Genomic DNA, 25,554 nt, shown 5'->3' on the forward strand with positions numbered 1-25,554 from the left:
GGTGTCAGGTAAGACTCGCGTCGACGCAAGCGCAGCGCAGCTAGATGCAAGGCTCACCTGACTCCACACGCGGCAACTTTTGAGATTTGCAAGGCGAGCCGCAGGCGAGTGCAAAGCTCAAAAGTTAGGTGGAAAACGCGTGTTCCTCAGCGCGGTTGGAACCGGCCGCACCGCCTGCGCCGTCTCGCCGGCCCCACACCCCGAAGTCTCACCGATCCGGAACTTTCTTCGTCGAGCTGCGCAGCCCAACGCGGCGTGATATAAGTCGTGACGCCGCCAAGGCAAAGAGCGCCTTTGCATCATCCCGCCTTATATCCACCGCTAAGTGCGGGCTGCTTCGCTCTGGCATCGCTTCGCTCGGCCTTGCGTCAAATGCGGTAACGGTTTAAATTGGATACTATAGGGGGAATTTAAGGATGCCATTAACGATCGCGTATGTTGGTAACGGGAAGAGTACGAACCGTTACCATTTGCCTTATGTTCTGCAATTGCCAAAGTTATTCTCCGTCAAAACCATTTATGCCCGGCACATGGACTCGCCATGGGCTAAGGTCGAAGGCGTGCACTACACAACTGATGCCGCTGCGGTGTTTGACGATCCGGCGGTGCAGCTGGCGGTGATCACCACGCCGGCGTCGACGCATTACGAACTGGCCAAGCAGGCATTATTACATGACAAGCACGTTTTGTTGGAGAAGCCGTTTACCGAAACGACTGACCAAGCCCGTGAATTGTTCCAACTGGCTTCAAACCGCGGTTTGTTCTTGCAATGTTACACCAACCGCCGCTATGATTCCGATTGGCTCACGGTGCAGCAAGTGATCGCCAGCGGCAAGTTAGGCGAGCTGACTGAATTGGATTCGGCCTTTGATTACTATCGTCCGCAAGTGCCAGCCAGCCAACCGTATTCTGCCAGTGGCAGCTTCTTATATGGCCATGGCACCCATACATTGGATCAAGTGGTAGGCTATTTTGGCCAACCTGAGCGGGTGCGCTATGATGTGCGGCAGTTGTTAGGCGCAGGGCACATGAACGATGACTTTACTGTGGATCTGTATTACGGCGGCTTGAAAGTCTGCGTGCAATCCAGCTACATGCGCTTGACCAGTCGGCCGAGTTTTGCCGTGTATGGCAGACGCGGCAGTTTTATCAAAATGACTACCGATCGCCAAGAAGCCGATTTGAAGCATTTTTACATGCCTGATCATGCCGACTTCGGGCTGGATCGACCGCAAGATTACGGGACTTTGACGTATATGGATGATGCTGGGACTTATCACCAAGAACGCGTGGTGACGGTGCCTGGCGACTATGGCAAAGTCTATGAACATGTTTATGCAACGATCGTTAACGGCGCCCCTAAAGCCACCACTGATGAGCAGACGCTTGCAGTGATGGCGATGCTGGAAACCGGTGTGAAAGACTTGCACTAAACGCGTATCCAAGGAGGAATTTTCTGTGGCACATTTAACAAAATTAACTGACACTTATACCTTAAGCAATGGCGTCAAGATCCCGATCGTGGGTTTTGGCACTTGGCAAACGCCTGATGGTGAGGTGGCCAAATCCAGTGTGGAAGCGGCACTGGCCGCCGGCTATCGACACATTGATACTGCTGCGGCATACGGCAACGAAGAAAGTGTCGGCGCAGGGATCAAAGCATCTGGTGTGGCGCGTGATGACTTGTTCTTGACCACGAAGCTGTGGAATGAAGATCACGGTTACGATAACGCCATGAAAGCCATTGACACCAGCCTGACGAAATTAGGCGTGGATTACGTCGACTTGTATCTGATCCACTGGCCAAATCCAGTGAAGTATCGTGATGACTGGCAGAACGTCAACGCCGAAACGTGGCGCGCGATGGAAGATATTCTCAAAGCCGGCAAAGCCCGCGCAATTGGGGTGTCCAACTTCCGCGAGCACCATTTGGAAGAATTGTACAAGACGGCTACGGTCAAGCCGATGGTCAACCAGATCCTGTTGAACCCATCAGATGCGCAACCAGAACTGGTCGCTTATAACAAAGCGCATGGCATGCTTAATGAAGCCTACAGCCCGCTTGGTACCGGCAAGATCTTTGATGTGAAGGAACTGCAGAAAATGGCCAAGCGCTACAACAAGTCTGTGGCCCAATTGGTCCTGCGCTGGTCCTTGCAGCATGACTTCCTGCCGTTGCCAAAGTCAGTGCACGCCGATCGTATCCAGCAAAACACTGAATTGTTTGACTTCGAATTGTCGCATCATGATATGGAAGTGATCGATGCCCAAACCGGTTTAGCCGGCAGCCATACTGATCCGGACACAGCGACATTCTAACCAGAGCGGAGCAGCCCGCACTTAGCGGGTCAATTAGCCTAGCCCTCGTGCTTGCGGCGTATTTTGCCGCGAGTGCGGGGGCGTAGCTAATTGCACCCGCGTTGGGCTGCGCAGCTCGACGAAAAAACCCAGAGCGGAGCAAAGCGGGTTTAGGGCGGAGTGTAAGGCAGGATGACGTTTGGGCGTACTTGGCCCAAGCGGCGGCATGACTTACACGCAAGCCCGTTGCTTTGTGCAGCTCGACGAAGACCACAGCCGTATAAAGCGGGGACTTGGTCAGGGCCGGACAGGCGTTGCTGCGGCGCGCGGGGCAAGCGTCGGCGCAGGCGGTGCGGCCGGCTTCAACCACGCAAAGTGCGCGTGTTTTACGCCTAAGTTTCAAGCCCCGCATCGCTTTGCTCAGCGCGGGTCTTGAAACTTGCCGCGATCAGCACCAAAAGCCATGCAAAGCCCGCATGTCTTTTGGTGCTGACCGTTTCACGGCCTGACCGACGCTTGCCCCACGCACCTCCGCACCGCCTGTCCTCGTGTAGTCGAATCAGGATCGTGTTTGCCCTGATGGATAAGTATCGATTAATCGAGTTTACGAGCTTGACGAAATCCAGAGCGGAGCAGCCGCGTTGGGCTGTGCAACTCGACAAAAAAGTGCCGCCTTTGATTATTCAAGGGCGGCACTTTTTGCGGGCACTTACTTGCGGGTTTTCGTGATGGTTTCGCGGATCTTGGTCAATACCGCCGTGGCGCCTTCATCCAGTTGCACGGCACACAAGATGAACAAGGTATCCATCAAAGACAGCTGCGCGATCAAGGCGTGCAAGGCTTCAACGCGGTATTGCGTTTCTTCGGCTACAGCGACAAATAAGCTGTCGGCAAGCTTGGCCACCGGTGACTTAGGCGCGCCGGTGATGACGATCAGCGGCACGTGATGGTCATGGGCCACTTGGGCCAAGGCCAAGGCGTCGCGGTCGTGGCCGGTGTGCGAGATCACCACGGCGCAATCGTGTTTATCCAAGCGGGTGATGGCCATCAGCTGCATGTGAAAGTCGCTGGCGTACACTGCCTCGATCGGCGTGCGCAAGAACTTGTGATAGCCGTCTAAGGCCACCAAGTTGCTGGCACCAAGGCCAAACAGGCCGACGCGCTGGGCTTTGGTCAACATCGTGACCGCTTGTTGCAGCTGAGCTTCAGTGAGATTGGCAGCAGTAGCGTGCAAGGCGTCGACATTGGCGGCAAAGACCTTATCGGCCATGGCCAGTTGGGTATCTGAGCCGTCGATTTCTTCAAAAAGCGGCCGCTGAGTCACAGCGGCGGCCAGACTGACTCGCAGCGCCTGGAAATTGGCGAAGCCTAGCGTCTTGGCGAAGCGCGATACTGTGGCGGTGGATACGCCGCAAGTTTTGGCTAAGGCCGAAATCGAGCTGGTGCTGGCGGCTTGTTGATGCGCCAGCAGGTAATCGCCAAGTTGGCGTTCTTTGGCAGACAGCCCGTCTGCTACCGCCGCGTATTGAAGCGCGAAGTTCTGCATGTTTTGCCTCCCGAGTGAATTTCCTATAGTTTAGCATATTGACTGGCGGCATTTTGATGAGAAAATATTTTACGACATTCTAATTTGATTTCTGTAAATATTTTACATATAATGAAAATATCAATTAGGAGGCTTTCGTCAATGAAAATCGGCATGCTCGGCTTAGGTAAAATGGGAATGAACTTGGTGCGCAACATGCGCGACCATGAGATTGAAGTAGCGGCGTTTGATTTGAATCCTGCTGCGCGCAAAGAAGTAGCCGCGACTGGCGCTGCAGCTTATGAAACGGTGGCAGATTTGGTGGCGGCTTTGCCAACGCCGAAAATCGTGTGGGTGATGGTCCCAGCCGGTGCCCCAACGCAAAGCTGCATCAACCAATTGGCCAACTTGCTTGAAGCCAACGACATTGTCATTGATGGCGGCAACTCCTTCTATCAAGATTCGCTGGCCCATAACGACCAGCTGGCAGAACAAGGCATTAAGTTCTTTGACGCCGGCACCAGCGGCGGCATGGAAGGCGCCCGCGCCAATGGGAACTTCATGATCGGCGGCGACAAAGCGACTTGGCCGCTGATCGAACCGCTGTTTAAAGCGATCGCCCAGCAAGATGGTTATTTGTACACTGGCCCTGCCGGTTCTGGGCATTACCTGAAGATGGTGCACAACGGCATCGAATACGGCATGATGCAAGCCATCGGTGAAGGCTTCGACGTGTTGAGCAAGTCGGACTTCGATTATGACAACGAAGCTGTGGCCAAGTTATGGGATCATGGGTCTGTGATCCGCGGCTGGCTGATGCAACTGGCCCAATCGGCATTCTCTGATGATCCCAAACTCGACGAGATCAAAGGGGTAATGCACTCCAGCGGCGAAGGGGCTTGGACAGTCGAAGAAGCCTTGCGCTTGCATGTGCCAACGCCAGTTATTTCCAGTTCCTTGATGATGCGTTATCGCTCTGAAGAAGAAGATACCATGACAGGTAAAGTCGTCGCCGCCTTGCGCAACCAATTCGGCGGCCATGCGGTAGACAAGAAGTCCCACGCTGGCGCATAATTAAATTAACTGAGGTCAGGCCACAGCTGGTCTGGCCTTTTTTTAAAGTGCGGGGGAAAGGAAGCGTCAAGTATGGCAATTGTGATCGGCGTGGATATTGGGACTACCAGTACCAAAGTCGTGGCTTTTGATGAATCTGGGCAGGTACAAGCGTCTGCCAATCAGCCTTATCCGTTGATTCAAACGCAACCGGATATGGCCGAAGAAGACCCTAAGCAGATCTATGCGGCGGTGATGGCTGGGGTGCATCAGGTGATCGCCACAGTCGGCGGCAGTCAAGTGGCTGGGATCAGTTTCTCAGCGGCGATGCACAGTGTGATCGTGATGGATGCGCAAGATCAGCCGCTGACTAATGTGTTGACTTGGGCAGATAATCGCGGTGCCGCTTTTGCCAAGCGGCTGAAAGACACGGCGCAAGGCCGCGCGTTAGTGGCGAGAACTGGCGTGCCGATCCATCCGATGAGCCCGCTGGTTAAGTTGATGTGGCTAAACGCGACGCAACCGGCAGTAATGGCCCAAGCGGCGCATGTGATCGGGATCAAAGATTATGTGTTGTTTCGCTGGTTTGGCGAATATGTGCAAGACTATTCGCTGGCCAATGCTACCGGCTGGTTTGATTTGTTTGAATTGGCTTATCAGCCGCAAGCCTTGGCTTTGGCTGGGTTAAGTGCGGATCAGCTGCCGCAGCTGGTGGATACGAACTATCAATTGCGCGGCATGGCTTCAACAGTTGCCCAACAGCTGGGCATCGCTGCTGATACGCCGGTGGTGATCGGCGCATCGGATGGCTGCTTAAGCAACCTCGGTGTTGGCGCCGCGGCGCCCGGCACGGTAGCGGTGACCATCGGCACATCCGGCGCGGTACGGACGGTGATCGATCATCCCGCTGTGGATGCCAGCGGCCGCTTGTTTACTTATTATTTGGCCAAAGGGCGCTATGTCATCGGCGGTCCGGTAAATAATGGCGGCGTGGTGTGGCGCTGGGCGCGTGATACGATCGGCGCAGGACAGGCGGATGATGCGTTGACGGCGTTAGCCAAGCAGGTGCCAGCAGGGGCTGATGGGCTGTTGTTTCTGCCATATCTTGGCGGTGAGCGTGCGCCGCTATGGGATGCAGATGCGCGCGGCAGCTTCATCGGCTTGACGCGCCAACACGATACCAAAGCGATGCTGCGGGCGGTGCTGGAAGGCATCACCATGAATTTGGCAACAGTGCTGCAGCAAGTCAGCGCCGTGGCCGGGCAGCCGACTTTGATCCATGCCACTGGCGGCTTTGCCAGAAGTGATTTGTGGCGCCAGTTGTTGGCAGACATTCTCAATGTGCCAGTGGCGTTTCCAGCCAGCTTTGAAAGCTCCGCGTTAGGCGCGGCGATCGTGGGGATGCAGGCGCTGGGGTTGATCCAGTCATTAGATGAAATCGTGCCTAAATTCAACGAAACGCTGCAGCCTCAGCCAAGTGAAGCGGCAGTGTATGGCGAATTGATGCCGCTGTGGCAAGACGCCGATCGCCGCTTGCGCACGGCGTATGCCCAGCTGGCGGCGTTTCAGCGCACACACGCCAATTGAGCCGTGGCGTATCGGTTGCAACCCAGCCGCCAATAGCGTAAAGTGTTCTATGAATAAAAGTAAGTAGAGGTGTCTCATGTACGAAGCAACTAAGCGGCGTCACGTCAGCGAACAAGTCGCTGAGGTGTTCCCCAAAGAAGTGACCGATCAGATCTTTGATGTGATCAACTTAATGAATAAGGCCGATCAATTAGTCACCGCACCGGTGGCAATCGCCTTCTCAGATGATTACGATGACGACGAATTGTACGCGATGCTGATCCAAGGCAACTTGGCGCCGGCGCAGGAATTCCCGCTGACTTATGCCGGCGACAAGCCTTTTTTGGGGCATGGCTACATCTTGATCGTCAAAGACAATGCCAAGACGATTTATATTGATTTCAGCAAGGCCAATGACTTGACGGAATTACAGAAGTAACGGATGGTGTCTGCAGTAGCTGCAGGCACTGTTTTTAACTCAAGAAGGAGGATGGTCGACATGATGATCTGGGTGATGATCGCTATCTTACTGCTGATCGCAGCGATTGCAGGCGGCTTGTTGTGGCGTGATGAGCAGCAGGTGATCGACTTGGTGCAAACCACGCATAAAACCATGTTTGCCCAACAAATCCGCGCCGCCCGTCGCGTATACTTGCGCGGCGTTTATCGCAACCATCCCCATCAGCACCGCCTGCGTGCTTGGGCGATCGGCTTAGGTGTCTTTTCGGTGGCGCTGATTGCCTTGGCGGTGGCGATCCAGCTGCAAGGCGGCTTCGTGGATGCGGCAGCTGAACAGCTGTTGCGCAACTTGGCTTTGACCACTGCGGCCATTGCGTTAGTGGTGGCGAGTTATCTGGCGTGGGTCGTCGCGGCGTGGACGCAGCGCTTCTTAACTGAGGCCAACGCACAAGGCGATCCGACTGATTTATACTTCACGCCGCTAGACCATGTGCAGCGGCGCTTTCAATATCAGCGAGTGATTACCATCAGTGTGGCTATCGCAGCACTGTTGATCGGTGTCGCCGGATGGACTGACCAGTTGCCAGAGCTGCACCAGCCAGCGCGTCAGTCAGCGGCCCCGACCCAAGTGCCGGCAGCTTCTGCTTCCAGCGCCGGTGCTGATCAAACCCAAACGCCAGCTTCAAGCAGTTCGGCGGCTTCAAGCAGCAGCTGGCAGCGCAGTGTGCCTGGGACTGAATACCCGATCGATGCCATGAAAGAAGCGGCATTGGCCCCGGCTAGCAGCCTCAAACAGTTGACGACTGCTGACTTAGCGGCGCTATATTTTGCCGAATATTGGACGCTTAACGGTTTGCAGCTGTCTGAAATCGCCGAATACGCCGCCAGCGGCAGCTACAGTTATCAAGTGGTGGCTGATTCAGAGCAAGTCTTAACGGCAGGCGACACATTGATGGTGTTCAACGACGCTTCTTCAGGCAAGACCCAGCATATGTTCTATGCCTTGCGCAATGGCGATACCGTCAGTTTCCAAAAGATGTATAACGCCACTGACACGCTGTATCGGCTTTCGGAGCAATACGGTTTGCGCGTCGTCAACGGCCATGCCGTACCATCAGGCGCTGAGATCAAAGACAGCCGCGAGCCTTTGCGGCAGCTGGTGACGGCCTTCTATTCTGACAAGGCGTTTGCGGCCATCAAACAAGGGGTGAAGCGCGAAGCAGATGTGCCATTTTGATCAGTTAAGCTTCTGACAAGAATTTAGGTCAAAAGGTGGCCAAATCGGCCATTTTCATGTAAACTATTAATTCGTAATCATTACTATTTTCTTTTCGGGGGCAAGCTATGACTGATTTGTTGCAGGTGCAACATTTGAGCTTCGGGTTCCATGACCGCAAGCTGTATTCAGATCTCAATTTCACCTTACAACAAGGCTCGATGACCAGCCTGATCGGGGCCAATGGCGTGGGCAAAACGACTTTGGTGCGCTTATTGATGGGGCAATTGCGCCCGCAAAGCGGCCAGATCCAATATATGCCGGGGATGAAGCTGGGGTATGTACCGCAATTTCGCAACATTGACCCTGAATATCCTTTGTCGATCAGAAGCTTTGTCCAACTCAATCAGCTGCACCACAACTTCTTCTGGCATACCCGCTATGAACAAGCGGAACTTTCCGACGTGTTGAAGCAGACCCATCTGTTGGCGCGGCAGCGTCAATTATTGGGGCGGGCCAGCGGCGGCGAGAAGCAAAAGGCGTATTTGGCCCAGGCGCTGCTCACTCACCCGAATTTCTTGATCTTAGACGAAGCCACCGCCAGCTTAGACGTGAACACCAAAGTCGAATTAATGACGTTGGTCCAAGAGCTTAACCAGACGCTGGGCTTGACGGTGTTGTTTGTCACGCATGATCTGGGGTTGGCCAAAGACTTCACTGATCAATATTTGTTGTTGACGCCAGGTCATTATGAAATGCATCAAACCAAAGATATGGATGAAGCGGCGATGCCTGAAGAATTGCAATCTGCACAGGAGGTAGAATAGTGTTCACATATGCTTTCATGCAGAATGCTTGGCTAGCCAGCACCTTCATCGCCTTTACTTGCGGGATCGTCGGCGTGTTCGTCACCGCGCGCGGGATGAGTTTCTTGGCGCACACATTGTCAGAAGTCGGCTTTGCCGGCGCGGCGTTTGCGGTATTCATGGGGATCCGGCCGTTAGATGGGATGTTGTTGTTTACGATCGTCAGCTCGATCACCGTGGGCAAATTGTCGGTGAAGCAGTCGCGGCGAGAAGCGTCGATTTCGGCGGTGTCCAGCTTGTTTGTCGGCTTAGGGATCTTGTTTCTGTCATTGTCCAGCGCTTCGGCCAGCTATGCCACAACGATCTTGTTTGGCAGCATCATCGGCATTTCCCGCAGCGACGTTTGGCAATTGCTGGCCTTAGCTGCGGCAGTGGTGGTGACCATGGCGTTTGGTTACCGGCGCTTGGCCTTTGATTCTTTCGACGCCACCGGCGCGCAAGCCCAAGGGGTGCGGCGCAACTTGATCTCGATTTACTTCTTGTTGATCTTGGCGGTGTCGGTGTCGATCGGCGCGCAAATCGTCGGCTCCTTATTGGTCTTTATCTTGTTGACCTTGCCACCGGCAGCAGCCAAATATTTAGGCACCACCTTGCCGCAGATGTTGGTGATCTCCACAGCGGCGGCGTTGATCGGCGTTTGGGCCGGCTTGGCTTTGGGCTATTACACTAACTGGCCGGTCACGTTCTTCATCGCAGCCATTGAGTTTGCGTTCTACTTTATTGCTTTAGGCATCCATCGCTGGCGCTTAGACTAAAAAAATAACGCGGCCATCACGAGAATTCTCGTGGTGGCCGCGTTATTTTTCGCTCAGCGATGCGGATAGAAGCGGGCGGCTTTGCCTGGTTTCGTCGAGCCGCTGTACATAATCACGACAAATACACGATCAGCGTATTCGCTATCGTGCATTTGTCACAACAGGCTATGTTTATCCCTGCCCGTTGTGCTTCGTCGAGCTGCGCAGCCCAACGCGGCGTGATATAAGTCATGACGCCGCTTGGGCCGAAACCGCCCAAACGTCATCCCGCCTTATATCCACCGCTAAGTGCGGGCTGCTCCGCTCTGGTATATTCAATTAAGTACTCAGCGCCGTAAGCCTACGTTGCGCTGAGGTGGTCGTGGCACAATCTGATAACGTCCTGGCATTGCCCAGGGAGAAGACGCTGGGCTTCATGGCGCTCTGGCGCTTTGAACGCACGAGCCGCGGCGCACACCGTTACGTGTGCTACCCTCAGATCAGCTCGTGTAGGGATGCCGGGTACAGACCAACTTGTACTTTGCCAGTCTCAACACCCCACTGCAGGTTGCAACGATAATATAGCACCATCGCTAAACCTGCGCAAGCACTTTACAAACCTTTTACAATTAAATTCAATGTGCCTATTTTATGCAATTTCTCGCACGAAAACAAACCACCTTCCTCCCGCATTACTCACGCAAGAGAGGTGGTTTGCTTTGGTTCAGACAGTAACTCCGATTTTGACGTCGTACCGAATGCGCGAATGGTTTAGTAACCTGATGCGAATTTCGCAGGATCGGTGAAGCGCAGGTGCGTGGGGCCAGCAAGATGGTCAGGCCGTGAAACGTGTGATGTCAAGCGAGACTCGCGTACTTTGCGAGGCTTGCTCGACATCACACGCGGCAACTTTTGAGATTTGCGAGGCGAGCCGCAGGCGAGTGCAAAGCTCAAAAGTTAGGCGGAAAACACGCGTACTTTGCGTGGTTGAAGCCGGCCGCACAGCCTGCGCCATCTTGCTGGCCCCACGCGCCGGAGCTTCATCGATCCGGGCTTTGCCAATGCTGGAGTCCATGCATCAAACGCTGTGGTCTTCGTCGAGCTGCGTGGCGCAACGCGGCGTGATATAAGTCGTGACGCCGCCAAGGCAAGGACCGCCTTTGCGTCATCCCGCCTTATATCCACCGCTAAATGCGCGCCACTCCGCTCTGGGGCCAGCCTTTGTAGCTGGTGATCAATCCTTGTGTCCCTAAGTCGCCTTGGCCGGCGTCGACTAAGGCTTGATACAAGCGCTTGGCTTCTTTGGTCGCAGGCAAGTCGATGCCAAGGTTGTCGGCTTCTTCTAAGGCGATGCGCAAGTCTTTGACGAAATGCTTAATAAAGAAGCCGGCGGAATAATCGCCGCGCAAGATCCGCGGGCCGTAATTGTCCATGCTCCAGTTATCCCCGGCACCGCCTGCAATGGTTTGGATGGTTTGCTGCAGGTCCAACCCAGCGGCTTTGGCGTATACCAGCATCTCGGTCATGCCGGTCATGGTGCCGGCGATCATGATTTGGTTGGCCATTTTGGCGTGCTGGCCCATGCCGGCTTCACCAAAATAATTCTGCGCATGGGCGATAGCATCAAACACAGTGGAAAGCTTGGTCAAAGCCGCTTGATCACCGCCGATCATCATCGTCAGCGTGCCGTTCTTAGCGCCGATATCGCCGCCAGACACTGGTGCATCTAACGCCAATAAGTCCCGCTGATGGGCAGCTTCGGCGATTTTCACCGCGAGGCTAGGGGTGCTGGTGGTCATATCCACCACAATGCTGCCGGCTTTGGCGCCGGCTAAGATCCCATTGTCGCCAAAATAAGTGGCTTCAACGTCTTGCGGGAAGCCTACCATTGAAATCGTCACGTCAGCGCCGCTGGCTGCGGCGCTTGCTGAGTCGGCCCAAGTCGCGCCATTGGCCAATACCGCTTGGGCGTGAGCTTTAGTGCGGTTGAATACCGTGACGGCATGGCCCGCTTTGAGCAAATTGTTGATGATGCCGGTGCCCATCACGCCGGTACCGATGAATCCGATTTTCATGATGATCATCCTTTCTTAAGCTTGTGCAAGTAACGCTTCCAGCTGATCCAAGCGCTGATCGAATACCGCAAAAGCGGCTTCGAGGTAATCGGACTTGGTCATGTCCACGCCGGCTTCTTGCATGGTTTCGATTGGGTAGCGGGAGCTGCCGGATTTCAGGTAATTCAAGTAATGATCGACTGCCCCTGGCTTTTCGGCACTGATCCCAGCGGCTAACGTTGACGCAGCGGCAAAGCCGGTAGCGTATTGATAAACGTAATAATTGTAGTAGAAATGCGGGATACGCGTCCATTCCAAGGCGATTTGCGGATCTTGCACAACGGGTTGATAATATTTGGCATTCAGCGCAGCGTATTGTTTGCTTAATGCGTCAGCGGTTAAAGGCGCGCCTTTAGCATCTTGGGTGTGCAGCCAGTGTTCGAATTCCGCAAATTGGGTTTGACGGAATACCGTGCCTTTGAAGCCGTCGAGATAATAGTTCAAGATGTAAGCTTGCATCTGTTTATCTGAGCGGGTCTTTAAGAAGTAGTCCGTCAACAGATTCTCATTGGTCGTCGAAGCGATTTCCGCGACAAAAATCGAATAATCACCGTAAACATAAGGCTGGTTGTGCCGCGTATACCAAGAGTGGACCGAGTGGCCGGTTTCATGCACCAACGTGTACAACGCATCTACCGAGTCTTGCCAGTTCAACAAGATGAACGGCTTGGTATCGTAGCTGCCGCCGGAATACGCACCGGAGCGCTTGTTTTGATTCTCCACCACGTCCAACACCCGCCCGTTGAAAATGTCAGCGACGTGCTGTTGGTAATCCGGCCCCAGCGGTGCCAAGGCTTTCAAGGCTTCAACTTTAGCTTCAGTGATCGTATAGCTCACCGGCGGCTTGCCGTTAAGCGGGGTGTATAAGTCATACATGTGCAATTCATCAAGGCCTAATAACCGCTGGCGCAAGCGCAAGTAACGGTGGAGGCTTGGCAGATGCTTGTTGACGGTGGTGACTAAGGTGGTGTAAACATCTTCTGGAATGTGGTTTTGCGCCATCGCTGCGGCGCGCGCGTCTGGATAATGATGCGCTTTGGCCAAGAAGTTATGCTTCTTGGTTTCACCAGCCAAAGTTTGGGCAAAGGTGTTCTTCAAGCCGCCATAAGTTTGATACAACGATTCAAAGGCGCCTTTGCGCACGGCGCGGTGGGTACTTTTGATCAATTCGCCATATAAGCCGTGGCTTAAGGTGACCGGCTTGCCTTGGTCGTCTTTAACGGTGCCAAACTTTAGATCGGCGTTGTTTAACACGTTGAATGTGGCAGCGCTGGCGTTTAACGCGTCACCGGCAGCAGATAACAACGCTTCTTGATCGGCTGGCAGAACGTGATCGGCTTCGGCGGTGATATTTTCAATGAAGTGGCGATATAACGCCAGCTGATCTGAAGCCAGCCACGCTTGTAAGGTTGCCTGCGGAATCGCCAACAGCTCCGGTTCCATGAAGGCACTGGCTGCCGAAACGGCGGTCAACAGGCTTTGGGCGCGGGCAGAAAAGCCTTGGTAAGTGGCGTTGGCGGTGTCTTGGTCGCTTTTGAGACTGGCATAAACATACACCTGCTCCACTTGCCGATAAGCCGCCAAGATCTGGCTGAGGCCTTGGGCTAAGGCTTCAACTGAGTCGCCTAAGTGGCCTTTAAGCGCCGTTAACGCTTCAGCGGCGGTTTGGGCTTTGGCGAAGGCCTCTTCCCATTGTTGATCGGTGGCATAAATCGTGGTGAGGTCCCAAGTCAGTGCAGTCGGCACCGCAGAACGTTCTGGTAAGGTTGACATAGCAGCACTTCCGTTTCTCAAGGATTTATTAATATCATGATAACACGGACGTTTTTCGCCAAAATCCGTGCGCTCGTTGACTTTTTCGAGTAGAATGTGGAAAAGAGTGAACTTGTAAACATAGGAGTTATTATATGGAAGAAGAAACCAGCCGGCGCACGCGAAAGCCGAAGAAACCGCGCCGCCGCCTCGGCCATTACGTCTTCGTGATCGTGTTGACGCTGGTGGTGCTGATTGGCGGCTACGCAGTGCGCCTGTACAGTCAAACGAAAACGGCGGTTGATAAAACTTACGACCCGGTTTCCACCAAAGCCGCCGTTAAATCAGATATTACCGGCAAGAAGCCGATCAGTATTTTGTTACTGGGGACCGATACCGGGGCGTTCGGCCGGACTTACACCGGTAACTCCGATACCATGATCGTCGTGACCATCAATCCCAAGAATAAGCGTACCACAATGACGTCGATCCCGCGCGATACACTCGCGGAAATTGAAGGTGCCGACAATGCCGGGGCCCAGAAGATCAACGCGGCTTATAACGCCGGCGGCAACGATGCGGCAATGAAAACCGTCAGCCAACTGTTAAACATTCCGATCAACTACTACGTCACCGTTAACATGGCGGGATTGCAGAAGATCGTCGATGCAGTCGGCGGCATTGATGTTAATGTGCCATTCACCTGGAAAGACAGCCATTCCGGCGGTTACACCTTCACCAAAGGCAAGATGCATTTGGATGGCGCACATGCCTTGGCATTTGCCCGGATGCGTTATCAAGATCCTGAAGGCGACTACGGCCGCCAGAAGCGCCAACGTCAAGTGATCACCCAAATCGTGAAAGAAGCCTTGACGGCCAAGTCGTTAAGCAACTATTCGACGCTGATGGATTCACTGTCCAACTCGATGCGCACCAGTTTACAGTTTGCGGACATGGTTGCGATCGCGCAGAAATACGCCGACTGCATCAAGCACGTGAAGCAAACCACGCTTAAAGGTGTTGGGGTTTATATCAATGGCGCCTCTTATCAAGTGCCGACTAGTGAGACGCTGCAGAAGACTTCCGATGCCATCCGCGGGGAAATGGGCTTGGCCAAGCAACCGCTGAATAACTACAACACCAAGCAGAATGCTTATAACACCAAGGCCGGCTTCAACTGGAACGATGGCAACAACCCAGTTTATACGCTGTATGCCGCTGCCAATGCAGCAGCGCAAACCAGCACCTATGATGACAACGGCACGCCGGTGATCACCGCAGGCAGCCCAGGCCAATAATGTGACTCATCAGAAGACCTGCGTCATCTTAATCAGATGCGCAGGTTTTTATTATTGGCACAAGTCCATGAAAGTGAGGCAACACATGCAAATCAGTGATTATTATGCGCAAATCAAAGCCACCGGCCACCGGCGGACCTATCGTGCAGGCGATGATCTGCTGCAAGAAGGGGATGTGGCCACCCAGCTGTATTTTGTCGAAAGCGGGGCGCTGCGCTTGTGGCACAATGCCGATGGCCGCGACGTGACGGTGCAGTTATTCTTTGAGAATCAAGCCGTGGCGTCGTTTGAAAGCTTCTATTTGACCCAGCCGAGTTTGTTTACCATTACCGCTATCGAGCCGACCACCGTCATCAGTGTCGATGGCAGCCGCTTGCGCCAGGCCTTGCAAGACCAGCCGGCAGTTATGGCGGCGTTCACTGATTATGTGTGCCATCGCTTCATCGACTACACGCAATATTTCCTCAATCGCATCGAAGAATCACCAGAAGCGCGCTATCGCAGCTTGTTGGCCAATGACCCCAAGCTCATTGCGCGGGTGCCAAAGTATGAATTGGCGACGTATTTAGGCATCACGCCGGTATCTTTATCCCGAATTCGCGAACGCGTGAGAAAAAGTTCGCCTGCTTAACATATGTTAATGTGCCAAAGGTTGATGCTGGATATACTAAGTTCATCAGTTAGTTGAGCCAAGCAAAAAACCGCCAAAGGTGGGCTTTGCTTCGCTCATAGTCGAGCTGCGCAACCCAACGCGGCGTGATATAAGCCGTGACGCCACCAAGGCAAAAAGCGCCTTTGTGTCATCCCGTCTTATATCCACCGCTAAGTGCGGGCTGCTCCGCTTTGTTTATAGTCGAGCTGCGCAAAGCAACGCGATTGCGTGTAAGCCATCCCGAGTCCATGGCAGAAATCGCCATGAACCCAGGCTGTCTTATACACATCGCTAAGTGCGCTTTGCTCCGCTCTGTCAACCTTTGGAGGAAAAGAATATGACACAAACATTAATCGTAACGAGTCACCCATATGATGGCAGCTTCTGCCATGCGTTAATGGAATCAGCTAAAGCAGGGGCGCAAGCAGCCGGCAACACTGTTGATGTGATCGATTTGGAAGCTGATCACTTCGATCCAGTCATGCATAGTGCTGACTTGATCGGCTTCTTGAAGCATCACGCCCAAGACGATCAAGCCATCGACTACATCCAGCGCGTTAAAGCTGCTGACCATTTGATCTTGGTTTTCCCAATTTGGTGGGAATTAATGCCAGCCATGATGAAAGGCTTCGTTGACAAGGTGGTGTTCCCAGGCGAGACTTTCGATTACACCAAAGGCGGCACCGGCATGAAGTCGCTGTTGCCAAAGCTGCAGTCCACCACCATCATCACCACCATGAACACCCCGAAGTCCTTGTATCGCTGGGTCTTTGGCAACGCGATCCAACGTGCCTTGATCCGCGGTACCTTTAAGAAAATGGGCCTCAAACAAGTCCGCTGGCAAAGCTGCAACATGGTCAAAGGCAGCAGCGATGCCAAGCGCCAAGGCTGGCTCAAAGCCGCAGAACAAGTCGGTGCCATGCATTAATCAAACCAAGAACCACAAAACTCGCTTCTCAATATTTGAGAGGCGAGTTTTGTTTTGTGATCAAGATGATCATTATTGTTATAAATTGCAACTGACGGGCTAAGCCGTTCAGTATAAAGCCCTTTTGCCAAGCGGCTTTGCGCAGATGTTTCACGTGAAACAATTTTGCTGCCTCGGGCACTGGGCCCGACTTTTGGGGTGCAGCAAAGGTTAATCTTGGGTCAATTCGCCAGCGGTGGCGTTGAGCTTCTGGCCGGATAACTTGGCGATCAAAGTGCCGCCGATCAAGCCGACTAGCATGAATGGAATGAAGTCCATGGAAATGCTAAACATTGGGATGTAATGCATGCCGAAGTTGTTGATGGCTTGCACGAAGGCGTTGTTGGCCAAGAATGGCGGCAAAGCGTGAATGGCGTCTAAAATCGCTGGGATCAAGGTCAAGCCGATGGTGGCTTTGTAAATCGTTGGCTGCTTGCCGATGAAGGGGTGCAGCAAGCCCAGCAAGATCAAGGCAATGGCCAGCGGGTATAAAAGCATCAAGATTGGGCTGGATAAAGCGATGATCTGGTTAAGCCCGAAGTTTGAAATCAAGAAGCTGCCAGTGCAGGTGCCGATCAAGAATTTGCCAAAGCCGATCTTCGGAAAGCGCGTCCCGAGGTCTTGCGACAAGCTGGAAACCAAGCCGATGCAGCTGGTCAAGCAAGCCAAGAAAGTCATGGCCCCCAGCAAGCTGGTGCCGATCATGCCGGTGTAATGCGTCATAATGGCGTTGAAAGCCGGGCCGCCGTTAGCGGTGATCTTGGTGAAGTGCAAGGAGATCACGCCTAAAGCAATCAAGAGGATATAAACCAAAGCTTCAAGGCCCATGGACAAGGCGCCTACTTTGGCCACGTCTTTAGAGCGTGTGTTGGCGGTGTGAACGCCGAAGAACTTCAACGCAGCCACGATGGTAACGCCAAAGCCTAAGCCGGCCAAGGCGTCCATGGTGTTGTAACCTTGCAAGAAGCCGTTAGATAAGTTGCCGATGGCTTTAGTGGCATGGGTGCTGGCAGCCAAGGTGCTGCCATCGCCTTTAATGGCAAAAGCGGTGAAGAAGGCCACAGCTAACAACAGCAACAATGCCGGGTTCAATAATTTGCCGACGTAATCGGTGATTTTTTGCGGATGGCGGGATAAGAGATAGGTGATCAAGAAATAAATCGCCGAGAAGATCAATAATGCCAGTTGCGTGTGGCCTTTGCTGATGAAAGGCTGGATCGCCATTTCAAAAGTAACCGTGGCCGTCCGCGGCGTGGCGATCAACAAGCCTAAGCTGGCGTGAGTACACACCAGGAAAAACAGCGCAAAGCCGTGGCCAACTGGGCGAGCCAGGTGGTACATACTGTCAGATTGGGTCATGGCAATCGCCAAGATCGCCATCAGCGGCAGCAGCACCGCTGACAACAAGAAGCCGATCGTAGCAGGCAGCCAGTTGCCGCCGGAGATCTGCCCTAAGTGGATCGGGAAAATCAAGTTGCCGGCCCCGAAGAATAAGCCGAATAACATAGAACCGAGGATAATATATTCTTTACGATTTAATTTGTGATCTTTGGTTTGCATAATTGACGCCTCCAAGTTAAATTCACCAGTGCAGCGGATCAATGAGACAGGGCGGTTTGAGTTGGCCTGACTCAAACAAAAAAGCGCCCTTGACAGAGAAACTTCTCTGTCAAGGGCGCTTATTGCGCGGTACCACCTTGCATCGCCCATTCGTCACCGAATGAGCCTCTAAACGTACGGCCAAATTGGCGATACGTCATTGCTGTAATGGGCGCAATCCCAGATACCACTTCAAGAGCGTGAAGCGACCCGCACTTAGCGATCTGGCTAGCGTAGCACTCACCGATGACCCGTACTTTGGGTCGTTGGTGAATGCTAGCTAGACACGGTCGCGTTGGGGCGCTGAACGCGTTTATGTCGCAGTATCGACTCGTAGCCTACTTTCACTTCGGTTAACTTGGCCGCTTCACACTTTACGCGGCTCACTGACAAGCGCTCCTGGTTACTTTGCTACTCAATGTCGTTGTCTCAATTGATGTTGGCTCTAATTTAGATTAAATCCTGGCGAAAGTCAAGCAGTAATGTTCATTTTTTTCTCATCTTGATGAGAAAGCTCGGCAGCGCCGCGAACATTCGGGTCAAATACCGGCAGCAGATGATGCAGCCGCACCCCGACAAAATGGGTCAGTGCCTCACGCCACTGCGCGACTTCTTGACGCCGCGCCGGCTGCGTTAACAGATGCAATTGATCGCCGGAAGCAAAGATTTGCCCGTGAATGCCTAATTGCGTGGCCACGTCTAAGCCGGTGACCAAGCCATTGGTGGTTAAGGCAATCAACTGGCGCGTCGGCAGATCAAAGGCCGTGGCTGGCTGCAAAGACTTGGCGGCCACTGTGGGCAACTGCTTGCCGCGAATCGTGTTGGCCACTTCTTGCAGATCTGATACCACGGCGTTGGCGGTAGGCAGCGAGCCGGCGCCAGGGCCGGTGAGCATTAGTGAATTGGTGTTGGTCGATACCAAGACAATCGCGTTGAATTCATTCGCTACCCCGGATAACGGGTGGTCTTTCGGCACCAAAGTCGGCGCCACGTTCAAGGCCAATTGCGCGCCGTTGCGCACCGCTGAAACCAACGGCTTAATCGTGTAGCCAAAGAAATCAGCTGCGGCAAGATCAGCGCGGCGCAAGGTGCTGATGCCTTGGCGGGTGATGCTGGCCATGTTCGGGTCTAAGTTGAAGGCCAAGCGGCTTAAGATCAACAACTTATAGCTGGCGTCTAAGCCTTCCACGTCGTTGGTGGGGTCGGCTTCGGCAAAACCTTTGGCTTGGGCGCGCTTTAAGGCTTCGTTGTAGCTGGCGCCGCTGTTCATTTGCGACAAGATGAAATTAGAAGTGCCATTGGCAATGCCGTATAAGGCTGTGATATCGTCGCCGGCAAAATTCGTGTTCAGCGTGCGCAAAATCGGGATACTGCCCATCACGGCAGGTTCATAATTTAACGCGCGGTGGTGTTGTACCGCCAAGGCGGTGAGTTCGTTGCCATGCGTGGCGATCAGGTCTTTGTTGGCGGTGATCACATGCTTGCCGTTTTTAAGGGCCTGCTTAAGTAAGGCGAAAGGCAAATCGATGCCGCCCATCACTTCGACGATGATTTGAATGTCCGGGTCGTTGACCACACTTAACGCGTCGGTGGTCAAGGCGATGTCCGGATATTGCGCTTGGCGCTGCGGCGTCAAGGTGCGCACCGCCGCGCGGGTGATCTTCAAGCCGCTGGCGGCTAATTGCGGATGCGGCTTGGCGATGATCGCACAGACCCCGCGGCCAACGGTACCAAGCCCTAACAGGCCAACATGTAATTCTGCCATGGCAAAGCCTCCAAATTCATAGTTCACACATTAAGTTCAGTCAATTTCAATCGCCATCGGCAACAGGTGCAAGTTTCGCCAAGCCTTGGGCCAAGTCCGCTTGCAAGTCATCCGCATCTTCCAGCCCCACAGAAAAGCGCAACAGCCCTGGGGTGATGCCGCTGGCAAGCTGCTCTTCTGGGCTCATTTCCGCGTGGCTCATCTTTGGCGGATAAGATAGAATACTTTCCGCCCCGCCTAGCGATACAGAAAATTCTGGGATGGTCAAACTTTCCGCCAAGATCTTGGCGTTAGCGGCGCTGCCCACATCAAAGCTTAACACTGCGCCGCCATTGGCCGCTTGTTGCTGCTGAATGGCATAGCCTGGGTCACTGGGCAAGCCTGGGTAGCACACCCGAGTGACTTGCGGTTGTTGATGCAACCATTTCGCCAGCTGTTGGGCACTTTTGCTGGATTGGGCCATGCGCACGCCTAAAGTCTTGATCCCGCGCAGCAACAAGAAGGTGTCGGTGACGCCTAATGTGGCCCCGAAAGCATTCTGGATGAAGTAAATGCGATCGGCTAAGGCTTGATCGTTGGTGATCGCCGCGCCGGCTAAGATGTCTGAGTGGCCGGCTAAGAACTTCGTGGCAGAATGCACCACGATATCAACGCCTAAGCTTAACGGCTTTTGCAGCACCGGGGACATGAAGGTGTTATCGGCGATGGTTAACAAGTCATGGGCATGGGCAAGCTTGGCGATTGCGGCGATGTCGGTGACTTTCAACACCGGGTTAGAAGGGGTTTCGATGTAAATCGCGCGGGTGTTGGGCTGAATCGCGGCTTCAACTTCGGCTAAGTTCGTCGGGTCCACGAAGGTGTGAGTGATCCCAAAGCGGCTGAGCACGTCTTCTAAGATGCGGAAGGTGCCGCCATAAACGAACTTGGTGACGACCAGGTGATCGCCTTGGAAGAAAATGCTCAGCACACTGGAAATTGCCGCCATCCCAGTTGAAAACAAGTAACCGAACTTGCCGCCTTCAAGCGTTGCCACCGCTGCTTCACCGACTTTGCGCGTCGGGTTGCCGCTTCTGGCATAATCGAATTCGCCAAAGTGGTCGAAGTCGGCTTGGTTGAATGTTGAGCTTAAGTGGATCGGGGTGTTCACGGCGCCACTAACTGGGTCTTTGACAGTAGTGGCTTTAATGATCTTGGTGTAATCGTGCATGATTTACTCCTTCTTGGCGTTAGCAATGGCTTGATCGAGGTCTGAGATGATGTCGGTTTCGTCTTCCAGCCCAACAGAAACGCGGATCAAATTGTCGGTGATGCCCAAAGCCAGGCGCTGGGCCTCTGGCATGTCGTGGTGGGTTTGGATCGCCGGCACCGTGATCAAGGTTTCCACTGAACCCAGACTTTCAGCAAATGAACAGATCTTCAAGCCTTGCAAGAAAGCATCTACACTGTAATGATCGTTGAGATAGAAGCTGATCATGCCGCCGATGCCGGCGTACAAGACGCGATCGATACCAGTTAAGTCGCTTAGGTGCTTAGCCACAGCGCGAGCGTTATGGGTGTGGCCATGCATGCGCAGGTTCAAGGTTTTTAAAGAGCGCAACAAGAGCCAACAATCAAAAGGATCAAGATTCTGACCGGTGGTGGTCAGCTGCTGGCTCAAGGCTTCACCTAATTCATCAGAAGCGGTGATCACCGCACCAGCTAAGATGTCATTGTGGCCGCCGAGGTACTTGGTGGCAGAATGCACCACCAAATCAGCACCAAGCGTTAAGGGTTGTTGATATACCGGCGTCAAGAAGGTGTTGTCCACGGCAATCAAGATGTCTGGGCGAATGGCATGCACCGCCGTGGCGACGGCTTCAATGTCGATGACTTTCATCGTCGGATTCGACGGGGTTTCCAACCAAATCAAGCGCGTGTTGTCTTGAATGGCTAACAGCAACGCGTCAACATCCACGCCGTCCCAAGTGTCATAATTGATTTGATAGTGGTCTTGGCGTTCGTCAAAATACCGAAAGCTGCCGCCGTATAAGTCATCTGACGCGATGAAGTGATCGCCGGTACGGGTGAAAGTGGAGAACACCAAGTCGATGGCGGCCATGCCTGAGCTGACCGCATAAGCATGACTGCCGACTTCAATAGCGGCTAATTGCTTCTCCAGCAAAGCCCGCGTCGGCGTGGTCAAGCGGGAATAATCATAGCCGGTAGACTCGCCTAAGCCGGGATGACGAAAGGCGGTAGACAAGTATAATGCTGGGACTACCGCGCCTGTGTTGAAGTCATCTGTACCGTTAGTACCTTGAACCAATTGCGTTGCGAGTTTAGCCATGATTGCGCCTCCGAGTAGTAGTTGTTAATGTTTGAAGCCAAGCACCATAAACGCGTTGCGCGTCATTGTGCCAGGTGTTGTGCGGTTGTAAGTCTTCGTCAAAATAATGCTTTGGCAAAGGCGTTGCAGGATCCTTGCGGCAATCGCGGTAGTATTCCGCGCGCAAGGTGCCGGTTTGATATTCCAAGTGACCCGCCAGATACCAGTTGTTGTTGGCACTGTCTTCGATCAGCGTCGCCCCTAAAGCCTTGGACCCGGCGATGATCTGGCCGCGATGCACCGCAGCTTGCGGGATCGTGAAGTAACGCGAATGCGGCATCGTCAAGCCGTCGGTGGTGTAGACACCAGAGATCTTCTTGGTGAGCCTTTGGCCGCTGAAGGTGCCGTCGATGCTGCCGGCGGCATAAGCGCCCCAGCAGATGTACAAGGCACCGTCGACATGAGTCTTGCGCCAAGTCAAGATGCGGCGCAATTCCGCAAAGAAGTCGACATCTTCAAAAGCCAGACGATCGATGGCTGCACCGGTGACGATCAAGCCATCAAAGTGTCGCTCTTTAATGGCGCTGAAGCTGGTGTAGGCTTGGCGCAGCGCCAGTTCGTGATGGCGGATATGATGAGTATCCGGCAAGCAGAAGGTCAAAGCGACATCGCGCAAGCCTTGGGCGAACACCGCGGCGATTTGGCGTTCAGTGATGGCGCGATTTGGCATCAAGTTCAGCACCAAGATATTCAAATCATTTGCTTGGGCACTTGCTGCATTGGCAGTAAGTCCGCTTAAGATGTTGACATGTGCCATATCGCTGCCTCCTTGTTGTGAAGATACAAAAAAATCCCGCGCTCCAATTGCTTGGAACGCGGGACGCTTGTGCGTGGTACCACCCGGTTTTCTGCTAGTCGTTACCGGCTAACACTCGTCCGTACGGCTTAATCGCGATACGGTGACGCAATAACGGGCGTACCCGGCCACCACTTACCTTAAGGCTCGTGACAGCGCTACTCCGAGACCATTTTCGCTGGCGCCCAACACCGACTTACACCAACCGTCGGCTCTCTTAAGATGCGCGTGCAGCTACTTATCTCTTCAACGTAATAATGATTATTGCAATCATACGGCTCATTCTCATAATCGTCAAGCCATTTTATCATATTATCCACATAAAAAACCGCGCCCTGGCGGCAACGGCGTGTTGCCAGGCAGGTGATAAACAAAAACTATCAAAACAGCGCGGCAACAAAAAAACCAGCCGCAAAATGCGACTGGCAAAGTGGTTGTAAAATTTAGCCGACGACTTCAACTGTGGCGTATAACACCCCAGCAGAAGGGATCTGGCTGGAAGGCATGGCCACGTCAAGCTGCCGTGAGTTGCTTTGGGCAAAAGAACCGGTGTCGTTAACGGTGCGATACCATACCGTGCCATCAGACAACGTGATCTTCAAGCGCGTGCCGCGCGGGAAAACCGACAAGTTCGCTGCCACGCCGCTGTAGCCCATGTTTGAACCCATCACTGCGGGATCATAGAAGCTCAGCTTGAAGGTGCCATGGTTGCTGGTTGTGGTTGCTACAGGCGCAGCAGTAGTGGTCGTGGTTTGTTGTTGGGCCTGTTGGCTGGCTTGCTGCTGGGCAGCTTGTTGTTGCGCCGCTTTTTGCGCAGCGGCTTGTTTAGCCCGCAAAGCCGCTGCCGCTTTGGCTTGTGCAGCCCGTTGTGCGGCAGCGCGCGCAGCCGCAGCCTTAGCTTGGGCGGCTTTTTGCGCGGCGATGCGTTCGCGTTCTTCGGCGATTTTGTTGACGCCGACTTTGATTTCGATCTTTTGAACAGGGTGGAGCATATGGTTGGTCGATACGATATATTTGGCAGTTGCGTGAGCAGATGCTTGACCGTTGTCGGCTTTTTGGGCGTGCTGAGTGCTAGTCGTCGAGTCGATCGCTTCAACGGTCTTGCTTGCGGTATTGATGGCAAACATGCTGCCACATACAGTGGCTAACGCTGCGGCCATGAAATGTAATCGTTGGTTTAGAATAAAAATTCACTCCTAGTATTTGTGACGTTTCCCCTTAACAACATGCAGTATAAGGGAGCGGTATGTCATGGTCATACCATTGCCATGACAAAACGCCGCTTTTTCGTCATATTGTTACTTGGCTGTTACACAAGCATCACGAAATATTTTTGTCATATAACTCACTTGGTGCTTCTGGCAACGCTTAAGCACAGCCGCCGCCCCACATTGGGTGGGTTTCGGGTATAATGAAAGTAAGTTGTTGAGAAGGCGGTGGCCATAATGGCGATGTACCGAGAGAAACGGTTCGAACAAATCAAGAAGTTGCTGGCGGAAAAACAAGAACTCAGCATCGAAGATATCATGAATGCAGTCGGGGTGTCGCGCGACACCGCCCGACGCGACGTGGTGGCACTGGATGCATCAGGCGCTGGCCGGCGGACGCGCGGGGGGATCGTGAGTTTGACATTCGGCCACACGATCCCCAGCTATTCACAGCGGCAAAAGCTGTTCTCTGCTGAGAAAACCGCGATGGCCAAAGCCGCCATTGGCATGATCCATCCAGGCGGTGTCTACTTTGTGGATGATTCCACCACGTTGTTGAAATTATCGCAAAGCATTAATGTACCGGTGACGATTTACACGCATTCGCTGGATAATGCCATCGCCTTGGCCGTGCATCCGGAAGTCAAGTTGCACCTGTTAGGCGGCAACTTGAATCACCATGCGCGTTTCTTCTATTCCACTGCCGGCTTGGCCAAAATCGCCACGGTGGCCTTTGATGCTGCATTCATTGGCGCCACGGCGATCATGCCCGGCGGCTTGTACTTCGCTTATGAGAATGACGCGGCGATTAAAGCGGCAGTGGCTGCTTCAGCCAAGCGGGTCGTGGTGGTTTCAGAAACTCAGAAGTTCCAAACAACTGCAACATATCGCGGTTTTACCTTAGATAAGATCGATACTTTGATCACCGACACCGCCGTGCCAGCGCCGCAACAAGCTTGGTTTGGCACCGACACCAACTTCGTCGTCGCGATTCCTTAAGCTTGGTTAAAGTTATTTCTATGGGGGAATATCTTCTATATAATGAACAGAGCGGAGCAAAGCAACAGAGCGGAGTGCCGCGCACTTAGCGGGTCGGGTAGCCTAGCTAACCGCACCCGCGTTGCGGCACGCAGCTCGACTACGCAACAGAGCGGAGCAAAGCGTACTTAGGGCTGTGTGTAAGGCAGCCTGAGCTGATGGCGGTTTGTGCCATTAGATCGGGATGACTTACACGCAAGCCCGTTGCTTTGCGCAGCTCGACTAGGATCGGGTAAGGCGTGGATTTGGTAATGGCCCGGCCAGGGGTTGCTTCGGCGCATGG

General features: G+C 53.6%; 21 protein-coding genes and 1 other annotated feature. Of the genes, 12 read left to right on the plus strand and 9 right to left on the minus strand.

Annotation, left to right across the window (positions count from 1 at the left end):
* Positions 1–416: 416 nt before the first annotated feature.
* Positions 417–1,433: a Gfo/Idh/MocA family oxidoreductase gene (locus ACGG90_RS13205; RefSeq protein WP_390410123.1), complete on the plus strand. Its 1,017-nt coding sequence runs from the start codon at positions 417–419 to the stop codon at positions 1,431–1,433.
* A gap of 25 nt (positions 1,434–1,458) precedes the next feature.
* Positions 1,459–2,319 (plus strand): aldo/keto reductase, encoded by an 861-nt coding sequence (locus ACGG90_RS13210; protein WP_390410125.1) that lies wholly within the window; start codon positions 1,459–1,461, stop codon positions 2,317–2,319.
* Between the two features lie 688 nt (positions 2,320–3,007).
* Here the strand turns inward: ACGG90_RS13210 and ACGG90_RS13215 are convergent.
* A complete protein-coding gene (locus ACGG90_RS13215; RefSeq protein ID WP_390410127.1) occupies positions 3,008–3,844 on the minus strand; it encodes a MurR/RpiR family transcriptional regulator in 837 nt (278 codons plus the stop codon).
* Between the two features lie 141 nt (positions 3,845–3,985).
* Here ACGG90_RS13215 and gnd point away from each other — a divergent pair, with 141 nt between their 5' ends.
* The 6 genes from gnd (at position 3,986) to ACGG90_RS13245 (ending at position 9,738) form a co-directional block, all read left to right on the plus strand.
* Positions 3,986–4,897: a phosphogluconate dehydrogenase (NAD(+)-dependent, decarboxylating) gene (gene gnd, locus ACGG90_RS13220; protein ID WP_390410128.1), complete on the plus strand. Its 912-nt coding sequence runs from the start codon at positions 3,986–3,988 to the stop codon at positions 4,895–4,897.
* Between the two features lie 72 nt (positions 4,898–4,969).
* Positions 4,970–6,463, plus strand: coding sequence for a gluconokinase (locus ACGG90_RS13225; RefSeq protein ID WP_390410130.1), 1,494 nt, complete (start codon positions 4,970–4,972; stop codon positions 6,461–6,463).
* A 76-nt stretch (positions 6,464–6,539) separates the two neighbouring features.
* On the plus strand, positions 6,540–6,881 hold the full coding sequence (locus tag ACGG90_RS13230; RefSeq protein WP_390410132.1) for a hypothetical protein: 342 nt from the start codon (positions 6,540–6,542) through the stop codon (positions 6,879–6,881).
* A gap of 60 nt (positions 6,882–6,941) precedes the next feature.
* The gene (locus tag ACGG90_RS13235) at positions 6,942–8,138 is read left to right on the plus strand and encodes a hypothetical protein (protein WP_390410134.1); all 1,197 of its coding nucleotides are present in this window, start codon (positions 6,942–6,944) and stop codon (positions 8,136–8,138) included.
* 107 nt (positions 8,139–8,245) lie between these two features.
* A complete protein-coding gene (locus ACGG90_RS13240; protein ID WP_390410135.1) occupies positions 8,246–8,944 on the plus strand; it encodes a metal ABC transporter ATP-binding protein in 699 nt (232 codons plus the stop codon).
* Positions 8,945–8,961: 17 nt separating this feature from the next.
* Positions 8,962–9,738 (plus strand): metal ABC transporter permease, encoded by a 777-nt coding sequence (locus ACGG90_RS13245; protein ID WP_390410166.1) that lies wholly within the window; start codon positions 8,962–8,964, stop codon positions 9,736–9,738.
* A gap of 1,166 nt (positions 9,739–10,904) precedes the next feature.
* Here the strand turns inward: ACGG90_RS13245 and ACGG90_RS13250 are convergent.
* Together ACGG90_RS13250 and pepF are read right to left on the minus strand one after the other, a co-directional pair.
* On the minus strand, positions 10,905–11,801 hold the full coding sequence (locus ACGG90_RS13250; protein ID WP_390410137.1) for an NAD(P)-dependent oxidoreductase: 897 nt from the start codon (positions 11,799–11,801) through the stop codon (positions 10,905–10,907).
* Positions 11,802–11,807: 6 nt separating this feature from the next.
* Complete coding sequence (gene pepF, locus ACGG90_RS13255) at positions 11,808–13,604, minus strand: oligoendopeptidase F (protein ID WP_390410139.1); 1,797 nt, start codon at positions 13,602–13,604, stop codon at positions 11,808–11,810.
* 134 nt (positions 13,605–13,738) lie between these two features.
* On the opposite strand from pepF, the gene ACGG90_RS13260 reads away from it, so the two are divergent.
* The 3 genes from ACGG90_RS13260 to ACGG90_RS13270 all read left to right on the plus strand — a co-directional run bounded on the left by ACGG90_RS13260 (position 13,739) and on the right by ACGG90_RS13270 (position 16,461).
* Positions 13,739–14,881 carry an LCP family protein gene (locus tag ACGG90_RS13260; RefSeq protein WP_390410141.1) on the plus strand — a complete coding sequence of 381 codons (1,143 nt, stop codon included), beginning with the start codon at positions 13,739–13,741 and terminating at the stop codon, positions 14,879–14,881.
* 85 nt (positions 14,882–14,966) lie between these two features.
* Entirely contained in the window at positions 14,967–15,512 is a 546-nt protein-coding gene (locus tag ACGG90_RS13265; RefSeq protein WP_390410143.1) for a Crp/Fnr family transcriptional regulator, read from the plus strand.
* Positions 15,513–15,870: 358 nt separating this feature from the next.
* Entirely contained in the window at positions 15,871–16,461 is a 591-nt protein-coding gene (locus ACGG90_RS13270; RefSeq protein ID WP_390410145.1) for an NAD(P)H-dependent oxidoreductase, read from the plus strand.
* A gap of 210 nt (positions 16,462–16,671) precedes the next feature.
* On the opposite strand, the gene brnQ is transcribed toward ACGG90_RS13270, so the two are convergent.
* From brnQ to ACGG90_RS13300, 6 genes are all read right to left on the minus strand, one after another.
* Positions 16,672–18,060, minus strand: coding sequence for a branched-chain amino acid transport system II carrier protein (brnQ, locus tag ACGG90_RS13275; RefSeq protein ID WP_390410146.1), 1,389 nt, complete (start codon positions 18,058–18,060; stop codon positions 16,672–16,674).
* A gap of 511 nt (positions 18,061–18,571) precedes the next feature.
* Positions 18,572–19,864, minus strand: a complete 1,293-nt coding sequence (locus tag ACGG90_RS13280) for a homoserine dehydrogenase (RefSeq protein WP_390410148.1) — start codon at positions 19,862–19,864, stop codon at positions 18,572–18,574.
* A 46-nt stretch (positions 19,865–19,910) separates the two neighbouring features.
* Positions 19,911–21,071, minus strand: coding sequence for a trans-sulfuration enzyme family protein (locus ACGG90_RS13285; RefSeq protein ID WP_390410150.1), 1,161 nt, complete (start codon positions 21,069–21,071; stop codon positions 19,911–19,913).
* A 3-nt stretch (positions 21,072–21,074) separates the two neighbouring features.
* Entirely contained in the window at positions 21,075–22,190 is a 1,116-nt protein-coding gene (locus ACGG90_RS13290; RefSeq protein ID WP_390410152.1) for a trans-sulfuration enzyme family protein, read from the minus strand.
* Entirely contained in the window at positions 22,183–22,986 is an 804-nt protein-coding gene (locus ACGG90_RS13295) for a homoserine O-acetyltransferase/O-succinyltransferase family protein (RefSeq protein WP_390410153.1), read from the minus strand. Before ACGG90_RS13295 ends, ACGG90_RS13290 begins: the two co-directional genes overlap by 8 nt.
* A gap of 56 nt (positions 22,987–23,042) precedes the next feature.
* Positions 23,043–23,284: a binding site (T-box leader), on the minus strand.
* Positions 23,285–23,468: 184 nt separating this feature from the next.
* Positions 23,469–24,152, minus strand: coding sequence for a hydrolase (locus tag ACGG90_RS13300; RefSeq protein ID WP_390410168.1), 684 nt, complete (start codon positions 24,150–24,152; stop codon positions 23,469–23,471).
* 318 nt (positions 24,153–24,470) lie between these two features.
* Between ACGG90_RS13300 and ACGG90_RS13305 the strand changes: the two genes are divergently transcribed.
* On the plus strand, positions 24,471–25,232 hold the full coding sequence (locus tag ACGG90_RS13305) for a DeoR/GlpR family DNA-binding transcription regulator (protein ID WP_390410155.1): 762 nt from the start codon (positions 24,471–24,473) through the stop codon (positions 25,230–25,232).
* The last annotated feature ends 322 nt before the right edge of the window (positions 25,233–25,554 follow it).

Source organism: Lacticaseibacillus jixiensis (assembly GCF_042847315.1).
In the GTDB taxonomy this organism is placed as follows: Bacteria; Bacillota; Bacilli; order Lactobacillales; family Lactobacillaceae; genus Lacticaseibacillus; species Lacticaseibacillus jixiensis.

What these genes read in the sequence shown, in the direction of transcription:
- ACGG90_RS13205 (WP_390410123.1), top strand. Translation starts at nt 417, where the DNA reads ATGCCATTAACGATCGCGTATGTTGGTAACGGGAAGAGTACGAACCGT.
- ACGG90_RS13215 (WP_390410127.1), bottom strand. Translation starts at nt 3,844, where the DNA reads ATGCAGAACTTCGCGCTTCAATACGCGGCGGTAGCAGACGGGCTGTCT.
- gnd (WP_390410128.1), top strand. Translation starts at nt 3,986, where the DNA reads ATGAAAATCGGCATGCTCGGCTTAGGTAAAATGGGAATGAACTTGGTG.
- ACGG90_RS13225 (WP_390410130.1), top strand. Translation starts at nt 4,970, where the DNA reads ATGGCAATTGTGATCGGCGTGGATATTGGGACTACCAGTACCAAAGTC.
- ACGG90_RS13230 (WP_390410132.1), top strand. Translation starts at nt 6,540, where the DNA reads ATGTACGAAGCAACTAAGCGGCGTCACGTCAGCGAACAAGTCGCTGAG.
- ACGG90_RS13235 (WP_390410134.1), top strand. Translation starts at nt 6,942, where the DNA reads ATGATGATCTGGGTGATGATCGCTATCTTACTGCTGATCGCAGCGATT.
- ACGG90_RS13240 (WP_390410135.1), top strand. Translation starts at nt 8,246, where the DNA reads ATGACTGATTTGTTGCAGGTGCAACATTTGAGCTTCGGGTTCCATGAC.
- ACGG90_RS13245 (WP_390410166.1), top strand. Translation starts at nt 8,962, where the DNA reads ATGCAGAATGCTTGGCTAGCCAGCACCTTCATCGCCTTTACTTGCGGG.
- ACGG90_RS13250 (WP_390410137.1), bottom strand. Translation starts at nt 11,801, where the DNA reads ATGATCATCATGAAAATCGGATTCATCGGTACCGGCGTGATGGGCACC.
- pepF (WP_390410139.1), bottom strand. Translation starts at nt 13,604, where the DNA reads ATGTCAACCTTACCAGAACGTTCTGCGGTGCCGACTGCACTGACTTGG.
- ACGG90_RS13260 (WP_390410141.1), top strand. Translation starts at nt 13,739, where the DNA reads ATGGAAGAAGAAACCAGCCGGCGCACGCGAAAGCCGAAGAAACCGCGC.
- ACGG90_RS13265 (WP_390410143.1), top strand. Translation starts at nt 14,967, where the DNA reads ATGCAAATCAGTGATTATTATGCGCAAATCAAAGCCACCGGCCACCGG.
- ACGG90_RS13270 (WP_390410145.1), top strand. Translation starts at nt 15,871, where the DNA reads ATGACACAAACATTAATCGTAACGAGTCACCCATATGATGGCAGCTTC.
- brnQ (WP_390410146.1), bottom strand. Translation starts at nt 18,060, where the DNA reads ATGCAAACCAAAGATCACAAATTAAATCGTAAAGAATATATTATCCTC.
- ACGG90_RS13280 (WP_390410148.1), bottom strand. Translation starts at nt 19,864, where the DNA reads ATGGCAGAATTACATGTTGGCCTGTTAGGGCTTGGTACCGTTGGCCGC.
- ACGG90_RS13285 (WP_390410150.1), bottom strand. Translation starts at nt 21,071, where the DNA reads ATGCACGATTACACCAAGATCATTAAAGCCACTACTGTCAAAGACCCA.
- ACGG90_RS13290 (WP_390410152.1), bottom strand. Translation starts at nt 22,190, where the DNA reads ATGGCTAAACTCGCAACGCAATTGGTTCAAGGTACTAACGGTACAGAT.
- ACGG90_RS13295 (WP_390410153.1), bottom strand. Translation starts at nt 22,986, where the DNA reads ATGGCACATGTCAACATCTTAAGCGGACTTACTGCCAATGCAGCAAGT.
- ACGG90_RS13300 (WP_390410168.1), bottom strand. Translation starts at nt 24,152, where the DNA reads ATGTTTGCCATCAATACCGCAAGCAAGACCGTTGAAGCGATCGACTCG.
- ACGG90_RS13305 (WP_390410155.1), top strand. Translation starts at nt 24,471, where the DNA reads ATGGCGATGTACCGAGAGAAACGGTTCGAACAAATCAAGAAGTTGCTG.